Here is a 24,892-nt window from a genome sequence, read left to right as displayed (position 1 = left end):
CCAATATGCAATAGGATAAATCATAGCACATGATATTTTACGTGAAACGCGAGTTTATAGTACGTATTAGCTCACCATCTCCCCACTCAGCCATCTCTTAAAATCCGACACTTGCGCTGCGATATCAGGCTGGGTGCGTTCAAGTGCACTCAGGCAGTTGACGATACTGTTTTTACGGTAAGCCGTGCCAAGTAAGTGCATTTTGAGCGTATCAATCAATTCAACGTTGAGTGCATCAGAAAAGATAACCACATCGGTAATCAGCGCTTGCTTAACGTCTAAGTGCATATCTATCAAACCCCAATCAAAACGCGTCTCAAGGTGATGGCTAAACTCAGGGGTTTTGCCAAAACGCCAGTCCCAGTTTGCCATTTGCTGATAGTAGGCGTTCAGATGCGGCTTTTTGGCAAGGCTGGATTCATCCAGTGCTACCACAGGCACGCTTTGGCCATGATAGTCACAAAATGCCTGAACAATAGCCGCAGATAAGCTATCGTGAGTGATGGTGTCATTGAACGTTGTCAAGTTGGCCACACGAGCGCGTACTGATTTGATGCCTTTTGCCTTCAGTTTTAGCGGGTGTGGATTGAGGTAGTCACCGAGCTTTTGCATATTGGCGTTGACCAATAGCGTACCGTGATGAAAACTACGATTGGCATCGTGTTTAAAGGCGCTGCCTGATATCTTACGTGTCCCTACTTGCATGTCGTTGCGCCCTGACAGCTCAGCATCGATCCCTAGCGACTTTAGGGCGTTAAGGATAATGGTGAAGTTTGCCGCTTGATCGTAGTCGGCTTTGGGAGATAAAAAGGTAAAGTTGGTGTTACCAAGATCGTGAAACACCGCGCCGCCGCCACTTTGTCGCCGTGCTAAAAATACCTCATCTTCCGCCATTTTATCAATTTTGCATTCGACCCACGGATTTTGTGCGCGTCCGATGACCACGGTCTCGCTATTGCGCCACAAAAACAACGTATGTGTGCTTGGCTCGGCGGTCTCACCCAATGTATGAAACAGCCAGTCTTCGGTGGCGAGGTTAAACCAAGGGTTAGTCACATCAGACTTTAAAATACGTAGGGTCATTATTTATTTCTTTCCTAAAGATATTCTGTAGATTGAGGAGGATAGGCAAAGGCTAATATTTTACTGATGAGAGAGCTATGTGTAATAGATGTCTGTTCGGTGCTTTGGAGCTTACCTTGTCAGAAGGTTTTAATGGACATTTACAATAGGCAACACATCAGCGCGAGCTGTCGTTATCAGACGGAGTAACACCCTCAGTTTTATGACGATAAAAAACTTCCTCATTCAGCGCATATTTCCCACTGTGATTTGGTACTCAGATAACACTGCATGACCGTTTTGGCAGACTGCGCATAGGCATCACTGACAATGCGCCCATTGGTTGGCAAGCGATATCTGATGATGGCAGGCTCATCATTGACGGTGGTTGTCCAGCCAGTCATTTCATTACGGTCATTATAGTTTGCACTGGTAGAGGTCGCCATCGTACCAAATCCTGGTAGGGTATAGGTCGCTTGTCTAAACGAATACGTCATCGCGGCACCTTCAGCACCTTCGTATTGACAGTTGAGCCTTTTTTGTAGCTTGTTTTGTTTATAGATATAGCAAGTGGTGGTATCTTCGAATTGACCAACGCCGCAAAATCCTGCCGTGGCGAATGATAGGCTGCCTATCAATAACATCATTTTTTTCATTGCTGCTCCTCAAACAAGGTGATGGTCGTGCTGTGGTTTAACTGGCTCATTGCTCGCATGGCAGGCAACAGAACCTTGCTTCCCAGATAGTAGATATCTAGTGAACAGATGTCAAAATATTTTAAATACAAGTGAGAGGATCGACGTAATCTAAGCACCTGATAATGCGGCTTATGTGAACAAAATTTAAAGTCTAATAAACGGTCTTGGTAGTAACCAATCACAAAGCCAAAAAATAGGCGAGTATTGCTGTATCTGTTTGTAAATACTGCTTGAATAACCTCAGGGGTGCCCTATAAAGGTAAGCGATAAACGTAGATTTACTAATGATAGTATAAGTATTTCTAAACAGAATTTGATAGTACCGACCATAACGACAGACAATAACGAATAGGAAAAATTATGGCACATGATATTTTATTTGAACCCATAGAGATGGGTACTCAAACCCTAAAAAACCGTATCATGATGGCACCATTGACACGTTTGCGTGCGGTTGAGCCAGGCGATATCCCCATCACGTGGGCGGCAGAATATTACTCTCAGCGTGCGGGGGCTGGGTTGGTTATTACCGAAGCGACGCAAATCTCATTTCAAGCAAAAGGCTATGCAGGCGCGCCAGGGCTACATACCCAAGACCAAGTCACCGCATGGAAAGCCATCGTGGACAATGTCCACGCCAAAGGCGGCAAGATCGTTGTACAGTTATGGCACACGGGTCTAGTCGCGCACAAAAGCGTACAACCTGAGCGCCAAGCGCCGATTTCTGCCTCGGCACTTGATACGGGCGCTCGCACCTCGCTGCGTGACAGTGACAATCAAGCGATTCGTGTTGAAGCGACGCCATCACGTGCTGCCAGTGTGGACGAGATTCAGCAGGTGATTGCTGATTTTGCCCATGCAACCAAGTGCGCGCAAGAAGCGGGCTTTGATGGGATTGAGATTCATGGCGCGCATGGCTATTTGCTGCATCAGTTTTGGGTTGCCAATAACAATCAGCGCGATGATCAGTATGGCGGTAGCCGTGACAACCGTGCACGCTTGACCTTAGAGGTGATTGATGCGTGTGTGGAGGCGTGGGACGCTGAGCACGTCGGCATTCGTCTCTCGCCCCTTGGCAAGTTCAATAGTATTGACGCAGGCTACGAGGAAGATGAGAACATTTGGCTGATCGAGCAAATCAATAAGCGCGGTCTGATGTATTTGCATTTATCAGAGCCAGACTGGGCAGGCGGTACGCCATATAGCGACGAGTTCCGTCAGCGTGTGCGCGATGCGTTTGGTCAGCTGATTATTGCGGCAGGTGGCTATGATGCGGACAAAGCGGAAAAAAATGTTAAAGCAGGGTACATTGATGCCGTCGCTTTTGGTCGTGATTACATTGCCAATCCTGATTTGGCTGAGCGTATCCAAAAAGGCGCAACGCTCAATGAGCAGCATCCTGAAAGTTTTTATGGTGGTAGCACGGTCGGCTATACCGATTATCCGTTTATGGCTGACGTGTAAGCCTACCGCCACTCCAGTCATGCCCATGCCGAACAACCACAAAAAAAGCCGTCTGAATCACAGACGGCTTTTTTATGCACTGGCAGCAGCACCCACAAGCATTGTCGGCCTTTATTCACCAAAAATGCCATTATTATAATCATGAAACGTTTGTTTAAGCTCAGCGTCCGTGTTCATCACAAATGGCCCATATCCTGCCACTGGCTCACCGATAGGCTCGCCACTTAACAGTAAAACTTTAATGGATTTGCCTTTTTCGGGCACAAGCTCTGGTGGACAAGTGATGGTCACTTGGTCAGTGACAGCACCATTGTTTGCTTGCGTGCTGTCTCTTACCGCGTCGTTGGAATCGGTGCAGATAGGAGGCTCAAACTGGATCAATTCGCTGGCATGCACCTTGGTATCATTGATTAATACCTCGCCTTCTTGCATCAAAATCAGCAAATTATGGTTATTGGGGACAGTGAGCGTCGTCACTCCAGCAGCCCATAGCTCAACATCCCAGACATTGACAGGGGTAAAGGTATCGGTCAGTCCTGTTTTGTCCTGCCATGTACCTGCAATCAAAGTGACTTTACCGATTGCCATCTCGTTGCTGGCTGGTATGTCATTGCCCATATCAGAGGTGTCAAACAGTGTGATCACTGGCATATCGCTGCGTCTGATGGTTTGGTATTTGGGGTCGGTCAGCTTATGTTTTTTGGGCAAATTGACCCACATCTGCACCATGCTAAACACGCCGCCCTGTTCACCAAAATCTGGCGAGTGAAACTCTTCGTGCAAAATACCGCGCCCTGCGGTCATCCACTGTACATCGCCACCTGACAAGGTGGCATGACCACCTGTCGAATCCACATGACTGATCTCGCCTTGATAGGCGACAGTGACGGTTTCAAAGCCTTTGTGCGGATGAAGACCGATACCGTGCGGCGTGTCATTATAGGTGGGGTTTGGGGCAAAAGTGGTTGGCTCGCCATAATCGAGTAACAAAAAGGGATCGGTATGGGTGTAATCAAATTCAGGCTTGGGACACAAGTGATTGATCACAGTTTTGACATAAAAGCCATCACCAACCCAGTGATTGGGCTCATCGTTATGGACTTTTTTGATTGCACGCATGGGGATTACCTCGCCAGATGACAGCGGTGACATATAACAGTGCCGCGTCATATTAAACATGACTTATGAGCGGCGGCATACAGATATAAACAGATGGACTGACCATCATTACGGTGGTATTCAGTCACCAGATATAGAACAGATGCCGATGGTTGCTAAATATAACAAAAATCGAGTGTAAAAGGGACATCTAATCTGCCTAGTCATCCATACTATTTGGTTTCTTATCGCTGCTGGGCTTAGGCCACGCTGCCGCACACAAAGCCGCTCGCCCATGCCCACTGAAAGTTATAGCCGCCAAGCCAGCCTGTGACATCAAGCACCTCACCGACAAAATAAAGCCCATTTTGCTGTTTACTTTGCATGGTCTTTGAGGAGACTTCGTCAGTACGTACACCGCCACGAGTGACCTCAGCGGTACGGTAGCCTTCAGTACCTGAGGGTTTGAGCTGCCAGTCATTGATTGCTGCACCAAGCATTGCTAGACGCTCATCTTTAATATTGGCAAGCTCAGTGTCCTTGATATCCGCCCACAAATGATCCTGCAAGGCGCTGAGCAATTTTTTTGGCAACGTATTGTCCGTATGATCGGCGAGCACAGTGCGTATCCGCTGTTTTGGATGGGCGCTTTTGTGCGCCAGCAGTAGCGCCGTGACATCGGTATCGGGCAATAGGTTGATATTGATATATTCTCCTGTCTGCCAATAGTTAGATAGCTGCAGCATGGCAGGGCCAGACAACCCGCGATGGGTAAACAATAGCGGCAGACGAAAGGCGATGCGCGCATTACTAGCAACCACAGGGAGACTAATACCTGCCAGTGAGCGAATCAACGCGCCATTATGATCGGTAAAGGTAAAAGGCACCAAGCTTGCATCTGTGGGTATGAGCGTGTGCCCAAACTGCTGCGCCAGCTCATAGCCAAGACCGCTTGCGCCCATCGTGGGAATAGATAAGCCACCTGTTGCTACCACCAGTGACTCGCAGTGGTACTGGGTTTTTGGTGTTTGCGCCGCCTCATTTGTCGCTTCTTTTTTAGATTTGACAGCGGTGGTGGTTAGACAAAATTGATCGCCGCGCTCTGTATTTGCTTGGACACGCTCAATATTGGTACTTAGTTTGATTTGTACGCCAACGGCGCGGCATTCTGCCAGTAGCATGGCGAGAATATCTTGCGCAGAATCATCACAAAACAGCTGTCCATGCTCACGCTCATGATAGGCAATTTGGTGCTGCTCAACCATAGCGATAAACTCCCAGCTGGGATAGCGGCTCAGTGCTGATTTACAAAAATGCGGATTGCTACCGATAAAATGTTCAGGTTCCACAAAGTAATTGGTAAAGTTGCAGCGCCCGCCGCCTGACATCAAAATCTTCTTGCCAGCCTTATTGGCGTGATCCAGTACCAATACTCGTCTGCCGCGCCGTCCTGCAGTCAACGCGCAGTACAGCCCTGAAGCGCCAGCACCAATGATAATGAGGTCGTAACGATTAGGGGGATGATTCATAGCAGATACTCATGGCAGAATAAAGAAAAAAGGGGCACGGTTTGTAGTGCCCAAGAATGCGGGCAAAATAATACACACAGTGCATCTCTTATAAGATGGTAATAGACAGTCTTATCAAGTGGCTATTGTCCACATTTATACCGTGGTTACAAGGGCAAACTCAGTCTTTACTGACAACCCTATCTCTCATCAGTATAAATGGTGGTATTGATCCTTATGCGTGTTGATGAGCAACCCTGCCAATAACCGTCAGCCGCTGCTAAATGCGTAATACTTAAATGTACTCTGGTGATAACGGTATAGTGTTATTGTTGCAATTATAGTGCAGCGTCTTGCATCACCTGTGCTTATTTGTCAAACTACAGTTGAGTTGCTAGCCTTTAAGGAGCAAAGGCTGAGCTAGAAGTAAGGTGTTTATAAGGGCAAGAAGAGACGGCTCAAGGAGTCACCATGATCTGGCTGGTCGTCCCCTCATCTTAGTGCGCACCGCTTATATTTTGTCGCCACAAAGAATCACTAAAAAAAGGAATTTGACCATGACTCAGAAGACTTTTCCCACCCCACCTGAATTTGCAGCCACGGCTAATACCAGTCCTGAGCAATATGCCCAGCAGTATCAATACTCTGTGGCCTCCCATCAGGATAATGATCAATTCTGGGCGCAGCGTGCTGAGCTGATTGATTGGATGAAAAAACCCACTATTATCAGCAATGTCAGTTATGACTTGGATGATTTTCGAATCAAATGGTTTGAAGATGGCGAGCTTAATATCTCCGTCAACTGTTTAGATCGCCATTTAAAAACACAGCCCTATAAGCCTGCCATCATTTGGGAAGGCGACCACCCCTCATTGCACAAAATCATCTCTTTTAAAGAGCTGCATGCTGAGGTATGCCGTTTGGGTAACGCCATGCGCAAGCTGGGCGTTGAGAAGGGTGATCGCGTGACGTTATATATGCCAATGATCCCAGAGGCAATGATAGCCATGCTGGCATGTACGCGTATAGGTGCCGTACATTCTGTGGTTTTTGGTGGGTTTTCAGCTGAAAGCCTAGGCAACCGCATTGTAGACAGTCAGTCCAAATTGGTCATCACTGCTGATGAAGGCATGCGCGGCAACAAGCGTACGCCGCTTAAGGTCAATGTCGATCACGCTTTAGATATGGATGGGACAGACTGCGTCAAAAAAGTCATCGTCGTCCACCGTACAGGCAACTCGATCCCGATGAGTGGTTTTCGTGATGCTTGGTATCACACATTGCTTGCCAGTGAAAAAAAACAGTGCGACCCTGAGCCAATGAATGCTGAAGATCCTCTGTTTTTGCTCTATACCTCAGGCTCTACAGGTAAACCCAAAGGCGTGCTACACACCACAGGCGGTTATATTACTTACGCGCTATCCACCTTTCGTGATGTCTTTGATGTCAAAGAGGATGACGTGTATTGGTGTACGGCCGATGTGGGCTGGATTACAGGGCACACTTACTCGACCTATGCACCGCTAGCGAATGGGACAACGACGGTAATGTTTGAAGGTGTGCCAGAATACCCCACATGGGCGCGGGTCGGTCACATCATTGACAAACACAATATCAGTATTCTATACACAGCGCCGACGGCCATTCGCGCCATGATGAAAGAAGGCAATGCGTTTGTTACGGAGTCTGACCGTTCAAGCTTGCGTCTACTTGGCAGTGTGGGAGAACCCATCAATCCAGAAGCATGGGATTGGTATTACCGTGTGGTCGGTGACAGTCGCTGCCCAATCGTAGACACATGGTGGCAGACTGAAACAGGCGGCATCCTCATGGCGCCGATACCCAATAGCGCGGATTTAAAACCAGGCGCCGCCATGAATCCTATGTACGGCATCACTCCCAATATTGTAGATGAAGATGGTGTTGTTTTAGAGGGTGCGGCTGAAGGCAATTTAATCATCAGTCACAGCTGGCCTGGGCAAATGCGCAGTATCTATAATGATCATAAGCGCTTTTTAGAGACCTATTTTAGTACCTATAAAGGCAGCTATTTTACAGGGGATGGCGCGCAGCGTGATGAGGATGGACACTACTGGATCACAGGCCGCGTTGATGATGTACTCAATGTCTCAGGGCACAGACTAGGCACTGCTGAGATCGAAAGCTCTGTGGTGGCGCATCCAGCAACGGCAGAGGCGGCCATCGTCGGTATGCCGCATGAGATCAGAGGTGAAGGGATCTGCGCCTTTATTATCCTAAAAAACGGCGAAACCGCCAGCGAGGATTTTAAGAAAGCGCTCAATCGACACGTCCGTGCTGAGATTGGCCCCATCGCCAATTTAGATGCCATTTATATTGTTGAAGCTCTGCCCAAGACCCGCTCTGGCAAAATCATGCGCCGTATCCTGCGCAGCCTTGCAGCAGGACAGTATGTGGGACTTGGCGACTTATCCACACTCGCTGACAGCTCCGTTATTAATAAGCTGGTTGATGTGGTCAAAAAAGAGCGCAAAGCCAAGGAGTGTTACTAAGCTTACGTGCAGCCTGTCGGGTCTGCAATGACGTTGGTTATCACCTCGTCACAATAAGCGCCCACTAAAAGTAAGTGACCATAAAGCCATGCTGTTTAAAATAGCATGGCTTTATTTAGGTTTGTCACTATTTAAACGTACCATTATTCAAATTTCTCACGGTAACAGAGTCTAAATAGCAAAGTGTAACTATAGTCAATCCTAAATAAGAAAGGCACGCCTATTATCACGCGCTACTGAAAAAAATTTTCTTGCTTGCCGTGCCTACATTGATAGAGACTTTGAAAAGTATCTCTTAGAAAATGTCTCTTATAAAGTATTGTGAATTTTGATAGATCATTTTTATATTGAACACGCTATATATCATGCATATATTCTATTTATATGTGCATATCTTATTTGTATCAACGCACCATCTAATTTAAGGCCAAACCCCATGAGTAGCCCTACGTATGACCCTACAACCATACCCTCAGCACCTGCTAAAAAACGGCCAGTACCTAATATAGCCATTATTGGCGGTGGACTGACAGGGTTACTAACAGCGACCTTGCTTGAGCGCGCCTTTGCACAGCAGACAGATGTGAGTACACCGTACACGGCCTCTATACTGCCTAACATAACCATTTTTGAGAAATCACGCAGCGTCGGACGCTTAGCGACGCGCTACCGTACCGAGCCGCACAGTCAGCAGCAATGGCAGTGGGCTTTTGGCGCGCAATTTTTTACAGCAAAATCTACTACCTTTAAAACATTCTTAGCACCATGGCTGCAGTCAGGTTTACTGCAGCCATGGCACGCGCAGGTGGTGTCTTTGGTTACGCATACGGCTCAGCCGCCGACACTCATGGCAAAAGAGCAATGGGACAGTGAGCATGCCCGCTATATCAGCACCCCCAAGATGACCAGCTGGGGCCGCAAGCTTGCAGACGAATTGCAGCAAACACGCCTACAGTTTAAAACACGCGTGGCCCCGCTACGCTCGCAAGACATGATTGATGATGGGGACATCGCAAACCCTCATTCAGACGTTACGCCGCAGACAACCTTGTTCGATGAAGCAGGTGCGTATCTGGGCAAGTTCGATTGGGTTATCTGTACTGCACCCAATGGGCAGGCAGCTGAGCTGATGGCAGAGAGCAGTTTTGCGTGTGCTGACGACATTTTGACCGTGCAAATGCAAGCCTGTTATACGCTTATGCTTGGCTGGGATAGTCAGGCCGACATGCCAAAAATGCTGCGCCATGCAGCGGATAATGATGCCTTGCCAGTATGGGATGTGGCCTATATAAACGATGCGGTATTGGATCGCGCCTTTATTGAACATCATAAGCCTGAGCGCACATCACTACTGCCCAGCGTCACCATTCATGCACGCAATGACTGGTCACAAATGCATGTAGATGATGATATAGAAACCGTTAAAGCACAGCTGCTACACGCAGCAAAGCAGGCATTGAATTGGGATGAGGCTACTGAGCCTACTCAAATAGACTGTCATCGCTGGCGTTATGCAGCAACCGTTACAGATAATCAAGACCATACCGCCCAAAAACATGACAGGTCAAATCAGCAAAGCCATCACGGCATATTGATAGATACTAAGCAGCAATGGATTGTCAGCGGTGACTGGTGCGCGCAGGGCAATATCGAAAGCTGCTATCACGCCGCTGCCGATACCGTCCGCACTATTATGGCAGGCTATGCCGTTTGATGTTATCAGGCCACCATAAAGCCAGCGCTGTCTTAGGGTGGCTTTATGTGGTTTTATATACATAATCAATGGTACATGATAAGCGATTATACCGTCATCATGCCTTGGCTATTCATGATCATCATCGCCACGATGCCCAACGCTAAAATCAGTACCAGCGACAGCCAATAACGCTTGAAAGCGCTGCGTTCTGGTAGGCTCAGTTGGTCTTTGCTGGTGACATAAAAAATGATCTGGGTGATCGGTGCCACAAAAAAGCCCAATATCCCGACCAGCACGTTTTGCCGCCCCATAATCATCAGCGTACGAATAAAATACCAAAAAAACATAACATACAGCACAGTGATGATCAGCCCTGTGCCCAGCAGTGCCAAACTATTCATTTTTCCACCTATGGTCAGTCAGCATACCGTCAATATCGCCACACATGTAGTATGGGTATAACCACTGAGTATACGCCTGTAGCAGACAATTATCTATCGTCACGTATGCCCTATTGGTAGTCCGTAATGTAGCAAGTCATAGAGCAGTCAAATAATCTAAGTAGTATAGACAAACCGCAAAAATTTGGACAAAAAAAAGCCCGCAGAGGAGGAGCTGCGGGCGGAGGAAAAGCAATATTTGGTGGCAAAGTTATCGCCTTGTTAGCAAGTCGTAAGTGGCTCATTATCAAATAAAAAATCGACTTATCAGGCGTCTTTACTATGGATTTATAGTAGTATAAAAATGCAGATATGAACAGAAAAAAAAGTCTTTTGTCATCTTTGCTTACATCTTTTAGTGTACAGGTGTACCTATCGATAAAAAAGCCGCCCTATCATAAAAAATATATCGCTAAGGCTACCCAGATGGTGCTGAACTGAGCTAAAAACAGGCTCCACTTATAGGGTGGCCATCGTGTTGGTATTCGATAGCTGTCCACACTTGAATAATACGTAGATGGCATGACCTAGTGCGCGAAAAGTGCTAAGCTAACAGCCATAATTATGTCAATACAAAACTGGGTTACTATGACCGAGAGCTCACGCCTGACTACGCCCAAATCGCAAAGTATTTTTAATTTGCCAAACAACTTGACCATTGCGCGCATTTTGATGATCCCGCTGTTTATTGCCATCGCTTATTGGCCGCCAGCACTGGGTATTGGGATGCCACTGATACCTGATAACGTCATCGCGCGCATGGGTATGAACGAGTTTAGTGACAGCCTACTGCGCCATGTGATATTGACCGCCATTTTTATATTAGCAGCCATCACCGATTGGCTCGATGGCTATTTTGCGCGCAAGATGAACGTCACTTCTGCTTTTGGGCAGTTTTTAGACCCAGTGGCGGACAAGCTGATGGTCGCCGCCGCACTGATTATCTTGGTGCAATGGCATCCCAACATCATCATGGCCATCGCAGCCATTGTCATCATCTCACGAGAAATCGCAGTTTCTGCGCTGCGCGAGTGGATGGCAGAGCTTGGCAATCGTACCAGTGTGGCAGTCTCATACGTGGGCAAACTCAAGACCACCTTTCAAATGATTGCCATTACTGTCCTACTGCTCAATTGGGAGTCGCTTGAGTTGATTGGCTATGCGTTGATGGTGGCAGCGGTGGTGCTGACCTTATGGTCGATGATCATTTATCTAAAAGCAGCATGGCCGTATCTCAAGCAGAGCGGATAATGCCAAAGAACAGTAATCATCTACTGCAAAAAAAGTGTAAAAAAGCGCCAGTAAGCATCATGCTACTGGCGTTTTTTGTTTGATCGTCTTTTCAATCGCGATCCATCATTTTTACACTTTGCCCATTTGATTTATTCATATATACTTGATAATAGTGAACAAAAGACAAACTTTGAAGTTGAATATATGCCATACACATTCAGATTGGAAAAGAAGATGATGTTAGATAAAAAACAGTCGTTGGCAGGTCTCTTTTGTCTGGCGCTATTGACAGGCTGCTCATCAGGAAGCTCGTTGAATGATGCCGCCGCGCCCAGTGTGCAAGAAGAGACGAGCATGAACGACGACGTGGCTGAGTCAGAACGTCTGGGCACAGAGTGGGGCGATGACGTCAGATCGACCGTACATATGGTCGATTTGCGCCGTGTCAGTAGTGAGCCAATTGGACAAATGCAAATAAACTATGCGGCCAAAAGCTACTCAGGACGCGCCATCAATAGCAAATCATTGTTGGCGGGTAAGATTGATTTTTCTGTCGCTGATGATAGGGGTGTTTTGCCGATTTATCGTGATAACCGCCAGTACTATTTACAAGGCCAAAACGGACAAGCGTATCGTTTGATCTATCATAACAACAGTGCCGACACGTATGAGATCGTGGCCAGTGTTGATGGCCTCAATGTCATGAATGGTAGCGCCGCCAGCCGTTATGACAGTGGTTATGTGCTTAACCCCTATTCAGACCTTGTGATTGAAGGCTTTCGTAAGAGTAATAGTAGTGTTGCCTCCTTTATTTTTAGTCAGCCAGATGATGCGTACGCTGCAAATACCAGCCAAGGCTCTATCAATAATACGGGTGTGATTGGTACAGCGATTTATGAGCTCTATGATCCCTCAAAGCCGCAGCCGCGCCAGCCGCAGGCTTATCCAGCAGATAATGGTTATGCCGCGCCGCCACAATAAAGCCGATGATAAAGGCACAAAAAAACGCCAGTCGCATCAGCTACTGGCGTTTTTTTGTGGATCTGGTTAAATGCGCTGTTAAAAGGCGACTGAGCTGTTTTCACCCAAGTCATTGGCTTTTTTGCCATCTTGTACTGCCGCGGCGGTCATTTTAAACATGTTGACGACTGAGCTACCGCTGATCCAGTATTCTGCGCCATGAGGCACTACTTTGATAAGCTGGACGTTGCTGTCATCTTTACCGTGCTCAAAAAAGGCGCTATAAACAGGTGACCATAGCTCGTCGAGCTTGTCTTGATCTTCAACCAACTCAGCTTTGCCAGTGATAGAGACATAGTCTTTATCATCTTGGCTGACATAGGCAAGGTTCACCTGTGACTGCTTTTGAATGTCTTTAACGGTTTCGGTTGTCTTGTCGCCGATAAACCAAATCTCTCTGGCACCAATGCTGGTTTCAGATGTGGTCATTGGGCATGAATGCAAATGGTCTTCAAAGGTACGCGTGGTCATCATGGCGTATTTTACGTCTTTGATGATCTCTTGAATCTTGTCGATATGTTCTTGCTTACTCATGGGTATATCCTTATAGCGTGTTGTTATACATTTTGATGGTTATGTTTGTACCATTGACATAATAATGGCCAGATATGAGCTCTGACCATCGTGTTAACAGTATTACAGCGTGATTGAGAATACTTCGCCCATGTCTTCGGCTGTTTCACCGCTTTGGACGGCAGCTGATGCCATTTTGAACATATTTACTGCGCCATTACCGCTGAGCCAGCACTCTGCACCATGTGGTACCACTTTGATTAATTGTACATCTGGATCTTCTTTACCTTGTTCAAAAAAGGCATTGTCCATGGCTGACCACAACGCTTCTAGCTTGTCTTGGTCGTTGACCAGCTCTGCATTACCTGTAATAGAAACGTAGTCTTTTTCGTCTTGGCTGCCGTAGGTCAGACCGATGTTTGAATTGTCTTGAATGTCTTTGACCACATCAGAATTTTTGTCGCCAATGAACCAAATTTCTCTGGCCGCGAGGCTGGTTTCAATGGTGGTCATCGGCCATGCGTGCACATCACCTCTGGTGTTTACGGTGCTCATCATTGAGTATTTGATGTCTTTGATGACGTCCTGAATTTTTTCGATTTTTTCTTGGTTATTCATCGTTATTATCCCTATTGAGTGTGAATTATGATTTAAAAGTTATTATGCGTGAAAGTACGGGTCATGCCGTGCTGCGTCTTTATAGTTGCAATTGTTATAAGTATCAGTGTGCCTGTGCACCTAAGCCTTTTTATTTATTATAATTATGCAGCGTGCTACTGGTTAGGCTTAGGAGATCATTGCCGCTACTCGTGCTGTTGTTGTTTTTATCGTTATGATTGTTGTTTGAGTGAGCGTGGCATGTCTATGCACTGACTGTAGAATAGCGATGATGGGCGGTCGGTTTATATAGGTTGCCCGTAACGCGATGTGACCGTTTGTAAGGAATACAAGGATTAGGTAAAAAAAGCCATCAACGCAGTGGGTGGCTGGATGCAATTTATTGCCGTTTTTGTCTGATAAATCGGGGTCTTCTTGTTATAATGCGCAAACCATTTACTTAGCATGGCAGTGATGCCTTGATCTTACGGATTATGCCTTTATGATGACCATCGCCGGACAACCGTTTCTCACCGATTTTCAGACGCAGCAACTCATCAGTCAGTTTCAGCAAAAAACCGAGCTCAATGTCAGTCAAATAAATACCCAGCAAGTGTATGTGTTGTCCCGCGAATTGAGCGGTGATGAGCACAAAAAATCCTTGGACTTGTTTGGCCTACAAGCAGCGATTGAGCTTGACACCCCGCAAGACAACCAGCTGCAAGTCATCGTTGCACCGCGCTTTGGTACGATCTCACCATGGGCCAGTAAAGCGACCGATATCTTTAATAATTGTGAAATCAAAATCAACCGCGTTGAGCGTGTGGTGGTTTATACGCTAACGCTTGATAATAAAGTGGCTGACAACAAGTTACCCGCTGCCGCTGAGCAGTTATTGTTTGACCGTATGACCCAAAGCTTGGTCTATGACTTAGATAACGTCAGCAAACTGTTTGATGATGAGCCACCAGCGGCGCTGCATCATATCGACGTGGTCGGACAAGGGCGCAGTGCGCTAGAGTCTGCCAATACCGAGTTCGGCTTTGCGTTGTCCGTTGAAGACATCGACTATCTGATGAATGCCTATGTCAGCGAGCTGGGTCGCAATCCAACCGACGTTGAGCTGATGATGTTTGCACAGGCCAACTCAGAGCATTGCCGTCATAAGATTTTTAATGCCCAGTGGACCGTTGATGGTGAGATGCAGGCAAAATCACTGTTCCAAATGATCAAAAACACCTATCAGTCAAATCCGCAAGGTATCTTGTCAGCCTATAAAGACAATGCTGCGGTGATGGCGGGTTCTGATGGTATGCGTTTTTATCCGATCCCAACCGACGCAATGGATGCCAATGCAATCCATCCCTATAACTTCCACCAAGAAAATATCGATATCTTGATGAAAGTTGAGACGCACAATCATCCAACCGCGATTGCGCCGTATTCAGGTGCAGCAACGGGTTCTGGCGGTGAGATCCGTGACGAAGGCGCAACGGGTCGCGGCGGTAAGCCAAAAGCCGGTCTAGCAGGTTTCCACGTATCACATTTGCATATTCCAGAGCTTAGCGAGAAATGGGAGCAGTCGGGTCAACTGAGTACGCAAGCGTATGGTACGCCAGATCGCATGGCAACCAGCCTTGAGATTATGACCGAAGCGCCACTCGGTAGCGCCAACTTCTCCAACGAGTTTGGTCGTCCAAACCTATGCGGTTACTTCCGCAGCTTCCAGCTAGATACCTCTGCGGCAAAAGACGGCAGCAAGATGCGCGGCTATCATAAGCCCATCATGCTGGCAGGTGGTTACGGCAATATCAAACGCAACCTGATTGAAAAAAATGCGATTACAAAAGGCGATTTGCTTATCGTCCTTGGTGGCCCTGCGATGCAAATCGGTCTGGGCGGCGGTGCGGCGTCGTCTGTCGATAGTGGCGAGCTTGATGAAGGCTTGGACTTTGCCTCAGTACAGCGCGATAACGCTGAAATGGAGCGTCGTTGCCAAGAAGTCATCGATCGCTGCTGGGCACTTGCTGGTGATGACGTAGACGCCAGTAACAACAGTAAAGACGGTAACCCAATCGTCTCCCTACATGATGTCGGGGCAGGTGGTCTATCTAATGCCATGCCAGAGCTGGTCAATGATCATGAAATGGGCGCGCACCTGAACTTACGTAAGATTCCCTCATTAGAAGCAGGCATGTCGCCAATGGCGATCTGGTCAAACGAAGCACAAGAGCGTTATGTGCTGGCGATTCGCCCAGAAAGCAAAGATCAGTTCGATGCGATCTGCGCGCGTGAGCGCTGCCCCTATGCCATCTTGGGTGAGGCGACCGATATCCGTCAGCTGATCGTTGATGATGAGCTATTGGATGAGCAACCAGTCGATATGCCAATGCAAGTCTTGCTCGGCGGTACACCAAAAATGCAGCGCAGCTTTAAGCGTCAAGACAATACATTGCCAGCATTAGAACTTGGCGACGTCAATCTAGCCGAATCAATCACCGATGTATTGCGTCACCCAACCGTGGCGAGCAAATCATTCTTGATCAGCATTGGTGACCGCTCTATCACCGGTATGGTCGTTCGGGATCAGTATGTCGGTCGCTATCAAGTGCCTGTATCAGATTGCGCGGTAACGGCCTCAGGTCTAGTGGCGCTAGATGGTCAGCCGATGACTGGCGAGGCCATGAGTGTCGGTGAGCGTACGCCTGTGGCGCTGATTAATCCAAAAGCCTCTGCACGTCTGGCAGTCGGTGAAGCCATTACCAACATCGCGGGCGCGCGTATCGCTCAGTTGTCAGATATCACCATGTCAGCGAACTGGATGGCTGCATGCGGTGACGATGCGGAAGATGCGGCACTATTCGATGCGGTACATGCCGTCGGCGAAGAGCTGTGCCCAGCACTCGGTATCGCCATCCCCGTCGGTAAAGACTCGTTATCGATGCGTGCCAATTGGAGTGATGAAGAGGGCGCTGATAAATCAGTCGTGTCGCCAATGAGCTTGGTGGTGACGGCGTTTGCGCCTGTCGTTGACGTCGCAAAAACGCTAACCCCTGAGCTTATTAATGGCGACAGCGCGTTCTACCGTATTGACTTATCTAAAGGTAAATTGCGTCTCGGTGGTTCAATCCTAGCGCAAACGCTTAGCCAACTAGGCGATGACTGCCCAGATCTAGCGCAGCCAAGTGATTTGATCGACTTCTTTAACTTCATCCAAGCGGGTAACGCGCAAGGCGTCATCAGCGCCTATCACGATATCGGTGATGGTGGTCTGCTTGCGACCATCGCAGAGATGCAGTTCACCAGCCGTCAGGGTATCAAGCTGTCATTGACTGATGACAACTTACTCGGTCAGCTGTTCAGCGAAGAGCTGGGCGCGGTCATCCAAGTATTGCCAGAAAACGTCGCCGCGCTCATGCAGTTGGCAGAAGAATTTAATGTCAGTGATATGCTCAGCCTCGTCGGTCAAAGCTCAGAAGAAGACAGCCTACTGATCCAAACGCCTTCGCACATGGGTGATGACACCTTACGCTTTAGCCGTACTGAGTTGCAGCAAGCATGGACGCAGGTCAGCTATCAAATCGCGCGTCGCCGTGATAACCCAGCCTGCGTACAGCAAGAGTATGACTTGATTAGCGACGCGAGCCATAAAGGCCTGATCGCTGCGCCAAACTTTGATTTGAATCAAAAAGTGGAAGCGCCATATTTAGCCAGTCGTGACAATAAGCCAAGAGTCGCCATCCTGCGCGAGCAAGGTGTCAATGGTCAGACGGAAATGGCAGCAGGCTTTACCCAAGCTGGCTTTGAAGCGGTCGATGTACACATGAGCGATCTACTCAGTGGTCGTATCAATCTACGTGACTTCGATGGTTTGGTCGCTTGTGGTGGCTTTAGTTATGGTGATGTACTCGGCGCTGGCTCTGGCTGGGCGAACTCTATCTTGTTCCATGACGAGCTACGCATGCAGTTTGTGCGCTTCTTCGCCCGTCCTGATACCTTTAGCTTGGGTGTCTGTAACGGTTGTCAGATGATGGCGCAGTTAAAAGACCTCATCCCAGGTGCAGAAAATTTCCCGCGCTTCGTCGCTAACAAATCAGCACGTTTTGAAGCGCGTACGGTCAATGTCAAAATTGAGCGTACCAAGTCGATCCTGTTCAAAGGTATGCAAGACAGTATCTTACCAATCGCGGTGGCGCATGGTGAAGGCTATGCCACGCTGGACAATACTGAGATCGACGGTATGGCAAACCACGGTCAGCTCGCGATGCGTTATGTCGATAGCCAAGGTCATCCAACCGAGACCTATCCGCTCAATCCAAACGGTTCGCTCGGCGGGGTCACGGGTCTATGTAGCACCGATGGTCGCGTCACTATCATGATGCCGCATCCTGAGCGTAACCTAAAAGCGTATAACCACAGCTGGAAACCAGAGGCGTGGGATGAGGACGGCGCGTGGATGCGTATGTTCCGTAACGCTCGTGCTTGGTTTAGATAGACTAAGTTGGTTTAGAGTATTATCGTAGATATAAAAAAGGTGGGCGTAATGCTCACCTTTTTTGTGTCTGGGGTTTGAGATTTCAAATCAGAGAAGACAGTTTTATCTTATGTTGTAATAAAAATCTGTTACATTACCAAAATCAGTGTATCTATCTATAAACAAATTTTAGAAAAATAAAAAGGGAATTGTATGAGTAATCCAAATCAACACATTGAAGATTTTTTAAAATATTACTTTAAGTTATCTAGCCCACCACAGTATGCTGTTTTGTTAAAGGGTAAGTGGGGTGTTGGTAAAACTTGGTTTTTGAAAGAAATAATGGCAAGTTTGTATAATCCTGATCATCAAGTCAAAACACACTTATATGTGAGTTTATATGGTGTTGCTAGTTTCGAAGAAATAGAAAATGAATTTTTTAGACAGCTTCACCCTGTTTTATCTTCTAAAGGTATGGCTTTAGCAGGAAAAATTGGGAAAGGACTTCTTAAAACTGTATTGAAAATTGATTTGAACGATGATGGTAAAAGTGATGCTAGTGTATCGTCTCAAATACCAGATATTAATTTGCCAGATTATTTATCTAATACAGAAGGTTTAATATTAGTATTCGATGATTTGGAGAGAGCTTCAATGGATCTGGAAAACCTATTAGGCTATATAAACTATTTCGTTGAGCATCAAGGTTATAAGGTGGTGATTGTAGCCAATGAAGATGAGCTAGGTAACAAAGAGAAAACATCTGATGTTAGCTATAAACGTATAAAAGAAAAACTAATCGGTAAAACTTTTGAAATTCAACCTCGTCTTGATTTAGCAGTCAATAACTTTATTAAGGAAATAGAGAATCAGGCTACCCAGAATTTATTCAATAGCAATATAGATCTAATTAAAGACTGTTATAGACGTTCTGGTTACTTAAACTTAAGACATTTGAGACAAGCTTTAATGGACTTTTCGAGACTAGTAGAGTTATTGTCTAACGGAATTAAAGAAGAAAACAAGGTTGTCGAGCATCTTTTAATGATATATCTGATATTTTCTTTTGAGATGAAAAGTGCAAACATGATGCCTATTAATATTAAAGATCTTAGAGGTGCACATATTTCTGCATTATCATCTAAATATAACGGTAACGAAGCTCTAGAAAAAAGTAATAACTTGTATATTTCTTTGAAAGAAAAATATCCAGATTTCGATACATTTGATATGTTGTTAGAAGAGTCTGTGTGGATTGATATATTTGACAAGAGTTTAATAAATAAGGAAAGAATAGAATATTCTTTAAAAAATTCACGTTATTTCCCTGATGAAAATAAACTAGAATGGATACAGTTATGGTATTTTATGCGTCTTGAAGATGAAGAGTTTGATAGTCTGCTAGCTATCGTGAAAGAGCAGTTTCGCGATAAAAAATATGAAGAATTAGGAGAAATAAAGCACGTAACAGGCTTGTTTTTAGAGCTTGTAGAGCGAGATCTTCTAGATATGACCAAAAAAGAAGTTCTCGAAATAGCTAAAAATAATATAGATAATTTAGTTACAGAAGGAAAAGAAATACCACATTTTGACTATGTTAATATTTATGATGATACGCAGACATTTGGATTAGTTTTTCGTAATCAAAACGATAGTAATTTTATAGAGCTATTGGAGTATATGACAGAAGTGTCTAAAAAGCAGGTCTTAGATAATTTACCGGAAATTGCTAAGGAGCTATTGGAAGATATAAAAAGCAAAGGGGATAATTTCCATAAGAAAATATACTATACTGGTTCGGTAACTATTTACCAAGAAGAACCAATTTTAAGATATATAGCACCAAATGAATTCGTAACTGCTTTTGTTGAACTTAAGCCTAATGCAAGAAGAAATATTGCGTTAGTAATTTCATCTAGATATAAGAAAATACATATTCTTGAAATTTTATTATTAGAATTAGATTGGTTACGAAAAGTAGTAGGTTTGTTAGAGGATGAAGCTGAATTTAGGAAAGGTAAAATTAGTGAAGTGCAAATTAGATCTCTTATTAACGAGTGTTTCAATCCTGCTGTCAAATTTTTAGATGAGGCGAGCAATCGTAATATAGATTAAATTAGCTCGCAAGCATTATAAGCAGAAAGCGATTCACTTTCTGCTCCTTTGCTTGATCTTGCTTAGCTTCTGCATTGATTATTGCAGCTTATTTTGTTCATGTTTTTGAACGTCCTTCATGGATTATACTCACTGATATTCTGCACCCTCAATAAAAACCATCCCTACCCGCATACTAAAGCGTCACAAAATTAGGCAAACATTCAATACGCGCAAACCAACGGTGCAGGTTGTGATAGGGTGATAAATCCAATCCACCTTCGTCGGCATTGTGGGTATAAGCATACAAGCTGACGTCTGCCAGACTCACATTGTCACCCAATATGTAGTCGTTGCCGCTGAGCTGCCCATCCATATAGCTGAGAATGTCTTGTGATCTGGCAAACTTCTGATGATATTCGTCCAGTCTACTGGGTATCATGTTTTGGAACTTTTTGATAAAACGAACAGAGGCGATATTGGGTCTAACCTCATTTTGCTCATAGAGTAGCCATTGCCACATTTTGGCATACGCTATATCAGACTTCGGAATCAGTGCCGAATCACGAGCCAAGTATCTGATGATGGCATTGGACTCTAACAGCAGCGTAGGTGGACTGTCAGTGGGCGCATCGTCAGGCTTGATCCGTAGAACGGGCACTTGACCGAGTGGATTGATCTGCAAAAATTCAGGCTGTCGATTTTCCTGCGTTAATATGTCAATCTCGACCCAGTGGTATTCAATGTTTAGCAGCGCGCATGTCAGCCGCGTTTTATAGCTGTTTCCAGAAAATTGATTGCCATATAGGGTATACATCAGTTGTCCTTATCATCATCGCTAAGGGATAATATAGCCCCCATAACCAGTGAGCGCTAGCGCAAAACACATTTAGGAGCAAAAAGATGTCAGGTATCACAGATATAAACGAGCTGCTTGGTTCTATGCAGCCAGCACTGGTTGATGAGTCATTTGTATTTTGTACCGTTAAAGGTCAACTGGCTGACTACTTGGCTTCAGAACCCATCGCGACGTTTAGAGAGTCTGAGGGTCTGACGTTGGTTGTGTCACAAGCGGCGGCGGATCAGGCAGGTTTAGAGTATGAGGGCGTGTTTAGGCAAATCACCTTGACCGTTCATTCAAGCTTGGAGGCGGTGGGGCTTACCGCAGCCGTGTCCACCGCACTTGCAGACCAAGCCATCAGTGCCAATGTGATCGCTGCCTATTATCATGATCATGTTTTTGTGCCTAGCGCGCAAGCAGAACAGGCGTTATCGGTGCTAAAAGCGCTGAGCCATCAATAGATTTTAACCCTCTACATCTGCAATCAACATCAATAAGTCTGTTTCTCCAATATCGATATCCATCTGAGACAGTAGAGTCGTGACTTGACCACGGTGATGGGTTTGATGATTAAAAAAATGCTGTAGCAGCATCGAAAAGGGTTTACTAAAGGTCTTATTTTTGGTGTTTTGGTATGTCAGAGTTTGTAAATAGTCGCGCTCATCTGTTTCTGCAATAAAGCTGATAATCATCTGGTCTAACGCGTGTCTGCTGGCGCTAAAGTGCCATTTATCATCGTATAAAATTTGATTGAGCGTGGCAGGTGCTGGGAAGTCTTTGAGTAATGTTAACGCCCCAAATCCTGATGGATAACTGGGGTGCTGGTTGAGGCGGCTTAGCCAAATTAAGTCACCGACCATGATGTGATTGAGCGTACCCAGTACCGAGCCAAAAAACGCCTTTTTGTCTTCCCATAAGGTGCTATCAGCGACTGTAGAGATACGGTCACAGATTTTTTGATTCATCAGCGCATTGTATGCGGCCATAAGTTCAAAGTGAGGTTTTATCATGATAGTGCTCGTAGACTGAGGGTTGAGACGAGGGATATTATTGATATCAATAAAAATCATCCCGACCCGCATACTTTTTATTGAGCGCCTGCAATATTGCATAGCTTTCCCGATCCATCACCCCAGTTGGCTGCTCGGGGCGAAAGTGCAGCTGAAACGCATAGACGACATCGCGACTGGCTTTATCCCACGTATCAGTATCGTTGATTTGATAGCCGTATTGGCGCAGCGCTTGTTTGATCTCCTGCACGCTGGGCGCGACCAAAGTGCGCCGATTTAGAAACTCGGCTTTGTCCGCCTCGTCATACCACGCGCCGATACCATAATAGAAGTACAGTCGCTCCCACGGGAACTTGGCTCCGGGGTCGATCTTACGCGAGGGAGCCATATCCGAGTGACCGATGATGTTTTTGGGTGAAATGTCATAGCGGGTGGCGATATCTTGTACCAGCTGGGCGACTTTTTTGATTTGTAATTCATCAAAGTCAGCGTAATGCTCGTAAGGATGGTAGTCGAGCGTGCCATCTTTTAGCGCGCCGCGATATTCAGGCTTGATGCCGTTATTGACGATCTCGATACCGATAGAGGTGTCGTTTAATATCGTCCGCCCTGCAAAGCCGCCATCCCCTGCATGCCACGCGCGCTCATTCTCTGGTACGAGGTTATAGATTTTGTCATCGTCATTGTCTAAGACCAGATAGTGCGCGCTGACATTGCCTGTGGTCAAAGTCTGTATCGAGCGCTCATTGTCTGAGACGGTGTAGTGTAGGACGATGGTCTTGATGCGCTGGCTCTTGCCAGTCGATTGATAAGTGTCGCTATCAACGCTGTAGCTTTTGGTGGTGGCGACTGGTGAAGTGGTCGTAACACAGCCAACCAAAGGCAGGGTTAAGCCAAGTGCTAAGAAGATGTTTTTTACCATGAAATGCTTTCTCTGCGAGCTGATGTTAGGGTTATCCCTGCCCTATATAAGCAGTGGGTCACAAAACCAGTTAAGGTATAAGACTTATCGTTGTCTTACACCTTGTTTGGAATAATGCTAGCGATCAGTAATGCCTGTTCAAAAAATGTCTGATTGCCTCGCTATTTGGAGACTTTGATACCATATTGGCGTATCTGCTCAAGGTTGCGATTCATCAAATGTCTGAGTAAATAGCGAAAAGCCCACTTTTTTAGTCCGCGCAAATTGCTACCATACTGCGCATAAAAAGCATCTGGACTATCAAATCGGCCAAAATCATCAGCGATACCCTCAGCTTGAATGTAGGTGCTGCCATTGTCAAACTCATTGGCGGGATTTTGTAAGCATGGCACTGCGACACCATAACCACTAAAGCTTTTTCTATCAGGGTGTGCGCGTTGTACTTGCGTCAAAAACGCTTGATCGATAATAAAACCTTCTACATCAATCCAATCGTCATCCAGCAAAACTTCGACCCAGCTGTGCAGGATACGTTTCGGTGCGAGCGGCATTAAATAGCTTGGAATGGCACCACGCTGCAATTCATTATAGATGGTAAAGCCGTGCAAGCGACAAGGCACATTCAGTGCGCGCAATAAAGCCATAAAAAGCGTGCTTTTGGTATTGCATTGACCATAGCCATCTTTTAATACCTCACTGGCCTCGATGCGATCATGGCGATTGTAGCCGAACTTTATCTCATCACGTACAAAATAGTATACCTCACGCACCGCTTGCTTTTGCGGTAGAGAATGCCAACCACGCTGATCGATGAGTTGTTGAATGCTGGCTTGCTGAAAGTTAAGCATAGCAGTAAGTTTTGTATATTGAATGGTCATGTTGTCCTCCTAGGGTTTCGGACAGTATGAAGACAAAAATCATTCAATAATTGAATAAACTGGCTGCGTTGATCCGAAGCTGTGCAAGAGTTGTTTGCTGGTCATACCAAAGGTGCTTTTGAGTGTGCGGCTAAGATGGGCGCTATCGCTAAACCCTGCTAAATAGGCGGCAGCCGTGGCATTTTGACCGCTTTTAATGGCCTGTAGCGCACAGATGAGACGTCGCCATAATAGGTAGGGACGCCATGCGATGCCGAATTCAGCCTTTATCAAATGCAAAAATCGACTTTCAGATAGCGCCAGCCAGTCTGCAACGTCTTTGGCACGCCATTGGTCAGGCTTCAAACAGCTGCCCTCTAGGCAAGCATCCAATCGTGATAATAGAATGGATAAGCGTACATCTTGACATTGGTAAGGATTGTGCTTGATTGCGGCGATGAGTGTTGGAAACTCGTTGAGCTGCTCAAATAATGAGTCTATTTTGGCATCTGACTGTATGGTCGGCAGTGTTAAGGAATGTTGTCCAGACATCTCATCAATGACTTCACCTAATAGGCTTTCTGGTTCAGCCAGTATCACCCAGCCTGTGGGCATGGTGAGCTGATGTAAGACATTAGGATGAATAATTGTGCTTGTCATCAAGGGTTGATTGTTCAATATGCTCGCTGCACTTGGGAGACAAAGTTGCCACAGCTTGTGCTTATGCAGCTTTGCATCAATGGCATGACCATAAGCGATGACCATACCAGGGGCGAAGTAAGACATAGTGTGTTTCAAGCGCGTGATCCTTTGTGCTGAGTATACATTTGATGT

Annotated in this window: 20 protein-coding genes; 8 read left to right on the top strand and 12 right to left on the bottom strand. The window is 46.1% G+C overall.

What is annotated here, in order from left to right; all coding sequences use genetic code 11:
* Positions 1 to 66: 66 nt before the first annotated feature.
* Together ACFI32_RS01425 and ACFI32_RS01420 are read right to left on the bottom strand one after the other, a co-directional pair.
* A complete protein-coding gene (locus ACFI32_RS01425; RefSeq protein WP_462624705.1) occupies positions 67 to 1,083 on the bottom strand; it encodes a lipoate--protein ligase in 1,017 nt (338 codons plus the stop codon).
* Positions 1,084 to 1,304: 221 nt separating this feature from the next.
* The gene (locus ACFI32_RS01420; protein WP_462624704.1) at positions 1,305 to 1,718 is read right to left on the bottom strand and encodes a hypothetical protein; all 414 of its coding nucleotides are present in this window, start codon (positions 1,716 to 1,718) and stop codon (positions 1,305 to 1,307) included.
* A gap of 402 nt (positions 1,719 to 2,120) precedes the next feature.
* Here ACFI32_RS01420 and nemA point away from each other — a divergent pair, with 402 nt between their 5' ends.
* On the top strand, positions 2,121 to 3,224 hold the full coding sequence (gene nemA / locus ACFI32_RS01415) for an N-ethylmaleimide reductase (protein ID WP_462624703.1): 1,104 nt from the start codon (positions 2,121 to 2,123) through the stop codon (positions 3,222 to 3,224).
* A 111-nt stretch (positions 3,225 to 3,335) separates the two neighbouring features.
* Here nemA and ACFI32_RS01410 read toward each other — a convergent pair whose 3' ends face one another.
* Both ACFI32_RS01410 and ACFI32_RS01405 read right to left on the bottom strand, forming a co-directional pair.
* On the bottom strand, positions 3,336 to 4,343 hold the full coding sequence (locus tag ACFI32_RS01410) for a pirin family protein (RefSeq protein WP_462624702.1): 1,008 nt from the start codon (positions 4,341 to 4,343) through the stop codon (positions 3,336 to 3,338).
* Positions 4,344 to 4,582: 239 nt separating this feature from the next.
* Positions 4,583 to 5,851, bottom strand: coding sequence for a BaiN/RdsA family NAD(P)/FAD-dependent oxidoreductase (locus tag ACFI32_RS01405; RefSeq protein ID WP_462624701.1), 1,269 nt, complete (start codon positions 5,849 to 5,851; stop codon positions 4,583 to 4,585).
* A 536-nt stretch (positions 5,852 to 6,387) separates the two neighbouring features.
* On the opposite strand from ACFI32_RS01405, the gene acs reads away from it, so the two are divergent.
* Both acs and ACFI32_RS01395 read left to right on the top strand, forming a co-directional pair.
* Entirely contained in the window at positions 6,388 to 8,361 is a 1,974-nt protein-coding gene (gene acs, locus ACFI32_RS01400) for an acetate--CoA ligase (protein WP_462624700.1), read from the top strand.
* Between the two features lie 436 nt (positions 8,362 to 8,797).
* Entirely contained in the window at positions 8,798 to 10,075 is a 1,278-nt protein-coding gene (locus tag ACFI32_RS01395; RefSeq protein ID WP_462624699.1) for an NAD(P)/FAD-dependent oxidoreductase, read from the top strand.
* Between the two features lie 86 nt (positions 10,076 to 10,161).
* On the opposite strand, the gene ACFI32_RS01390 is transcribed toward ACFI32_RS01395, so the two are convergent.
* A complete protein-coding gene (locus tag ACFI32_RS01390) occupies positions 10,162 to 10,458 on the bottom strand; it encodes a hypothetical protein (protein WP_462624698.1) in 297 nt (98 codons plus the stop codon).
* Between the two features lie 645 nt (positions 10,459 to 11,103).
* Between ACFI32_RS01390 and pgsA the strand changes: the two genes are divergently transcribed.
* On the top strand, positions 11,104 to 11,748 hold the full coding sequence (gene pgsA / locus ACFI32_RS01385) for a CDP-diacylglycerol--glycerol-3-phosphate 3-phosphatidyltransferase (RefSeq protein ID WP_462624827.1): 645 nt from the start codon (positions 11,104 to 11,106) through the stop codon (positions 11,746 to 11,748).
* A gap of 216 nt (positions 11,749 to 11,964) precedes the next feature.
* On the top strand, positions 11,965 to 12,711 hold the full coding sequence (locus tag ACFI32_RS01380) for a hypothetical protein (RefSeq protein ID WP_462624697.1): 747 nt from the start codon (positions 11,965 to 11,967) through the stop codon (positions 12,709 to 12,711).
* Between the two features lie 78 nt (positions 12,712 to 12,789).
* On the opposite strand, the gene ACFI32_RS01375 is transcribed toward ACFI32_RS01380, so the two are convergent.
* Together ACFI32_RS01375 and ACFI32_RS01370 are read right to left on the bottom strand one after the other, a co-directional pair.
* Positions 12,790 to 13,284 carry a pyridoxamine 5'-phosphate oxidase family protein gene (locus ACFI32_RS01375; RefSeq protein ID WP_462624696.1) on the bottom strand — a complete coding sequence of 165 codons (495 nt, stop codon included), beginning with the start codon at positions 13,282 to 13,284 and terminating at the stop codon, positions 12,790 to 12,792.
* Between the two features lie 102 nt (positions 13,285 to 13,386).
* Positions 13,387 to 13,881, bottom strand: coding sequence for a pyridoxamine 5'-phosphate oxidase family protein (locus ACFI32_RS01370; protein WP_462624695.1), 495 nt, complete (start codon positions 13,879 to 13,881; stop codon positions 13,387 to 13,389).
* A gap of 481 nt (positions 13,882 to 14,362) precedes the next feature.
* Here ACFI32_RS01370 and purL point away from each other — a divergent pair, with 481 nt between their 5' ends.
* Together purL and ACFI32_RS01360 are read left to right on the top strand one after the other, a co-directional pair.
* Positions 14,363 to 18,355 carry a phosphoribosylformylglycinamidine synthase gene (purL, locus tag ACFI32_RS01365; RefSeq protein ID WP_462624694.1) on the top strand — a complete coding sequence of 1,331 codons (3,993 nt, stop codon included), beginning with the start codon at positions 14,363 to 14,365 and terminating at the stop codon, positions 18,353 to 18,355.
* A 192-nt stretch (positions 18,356 to 18,547) separates the two neighbouring features.
* Positions 18,548 to 20,449: a P-loop NTPase fold protein gene (locus tag ACFI32_RS01360; RefSeq protein WP_462624693.1), complete on the top strand. Its 1,902-nt coding sequence runs from the start codon at positions 18,548 to 18,550 to the stop codon at positions 20,447 to 20,449.
* Positions 20,450 to 20,624: 175 nt separating this feature from the next.
* Here ACFI32_RS01360 and ACFI32_RS01355 read toward each other — a convergent pair whose 3' ends face one another.
* Complete coding sequence (locus tag ACFI32_RS01355; RefSeq protein ID WP_462624692.1) at positions 20,625 to 21,245, bottom strand: glutathione S-transferase family protein; 621 nt, start codon at positions 21,243 to 21,245, stop codon at positions 20,625 to 20,627.
* Between the two features lie 86 nt (positions 21,246 to 21,331).
* On the opposite strand from ACFI32_RS01355, the gene ACFI32_RS01350 reads away from it, so the two are divergent.
* Positions 21,332 to 21,730: an ACT domain-containing protein gene (locus ACFI32_RS01350; RefSeq protein WP_462624691.1), complete on the top strand. Its 399-nt coding sequence runs from the start codon at positions 21,332 to 21,334 to the stop codon at positions 21,728 to 21,730.
* A gap of 3 nt (positions 21,731 to 21,733) precedes the next feature.
* Here the strand turns inward: ACFI32_RS01350 and ACFI32_RS01345 are convergent, their stop codons facing one another.
* The 4 genes from ACFI32_RS01345 to ACFI32_RS01330 all read right to left on the bottom strand — a co-directional run bounded on the left by ACFI32_RS01345 (position 21,734) and on the right by ACFI32_RS01330 (position 24,856).
* On the bottom strand, positions 21,734 to 22,279 hold the full coding sequence (locus ACFI32_RS01345; protein ID WP_462624690.1) for a DinB family protein: 546 nt from the start codon (positions 22,277 to 22,279) through the stop codon (positions 21,734 to 21,736).
* A gap of 46 nt (positions 22,280 to 22,325) precedes the next feature.
* A complete protein-coding gene (locus ACFI32_RS01340; RefSeq protein WP_462624689.1) occupies positions 22,326 to 23,201 on the bottom strand; it encodes an N-acetylmuramoyl-L-alanine amidase in 876 nt (291 codons plus the stop codon).
* Between the two features lie 161 nt (positions 23,202 to 23,362).
* On the bottom strand, positions 23,363 to 24,079 hold the full coding sequence (locus tag ACFI32_RS01335; protein WP_462624688.1) for a transglutaminase-like domain-containing protein: 717 nt from the start codon (positions 24,077 to 24,079) through the stop codon (positions 23,363 to 23,365).
* 39 nt (positions 24,080 to 24,118) lie between these two features.
* Complete coding sequence (locus ACFI32_RS01330; protein WP_462624687.1) at positions 24,119 to 24,856, bottom strand: helix-turn-helix transcriptional regulator; 738 nt, start codon at positions 24,854 to 24,856, stop codon at positions 24,119 to 24,121.
* Positions 24,857 to 24,892: the final 36 nt, after the last annotated feature.

The organism is Psychrobacter sp. PSi21, from assembly GCF_054960615.1.
The sequence above is the reverse complement of the archived record's forward strand: the minus strand, read 5'-3'. Positions and strand labels throughout refer to the sequence as shown.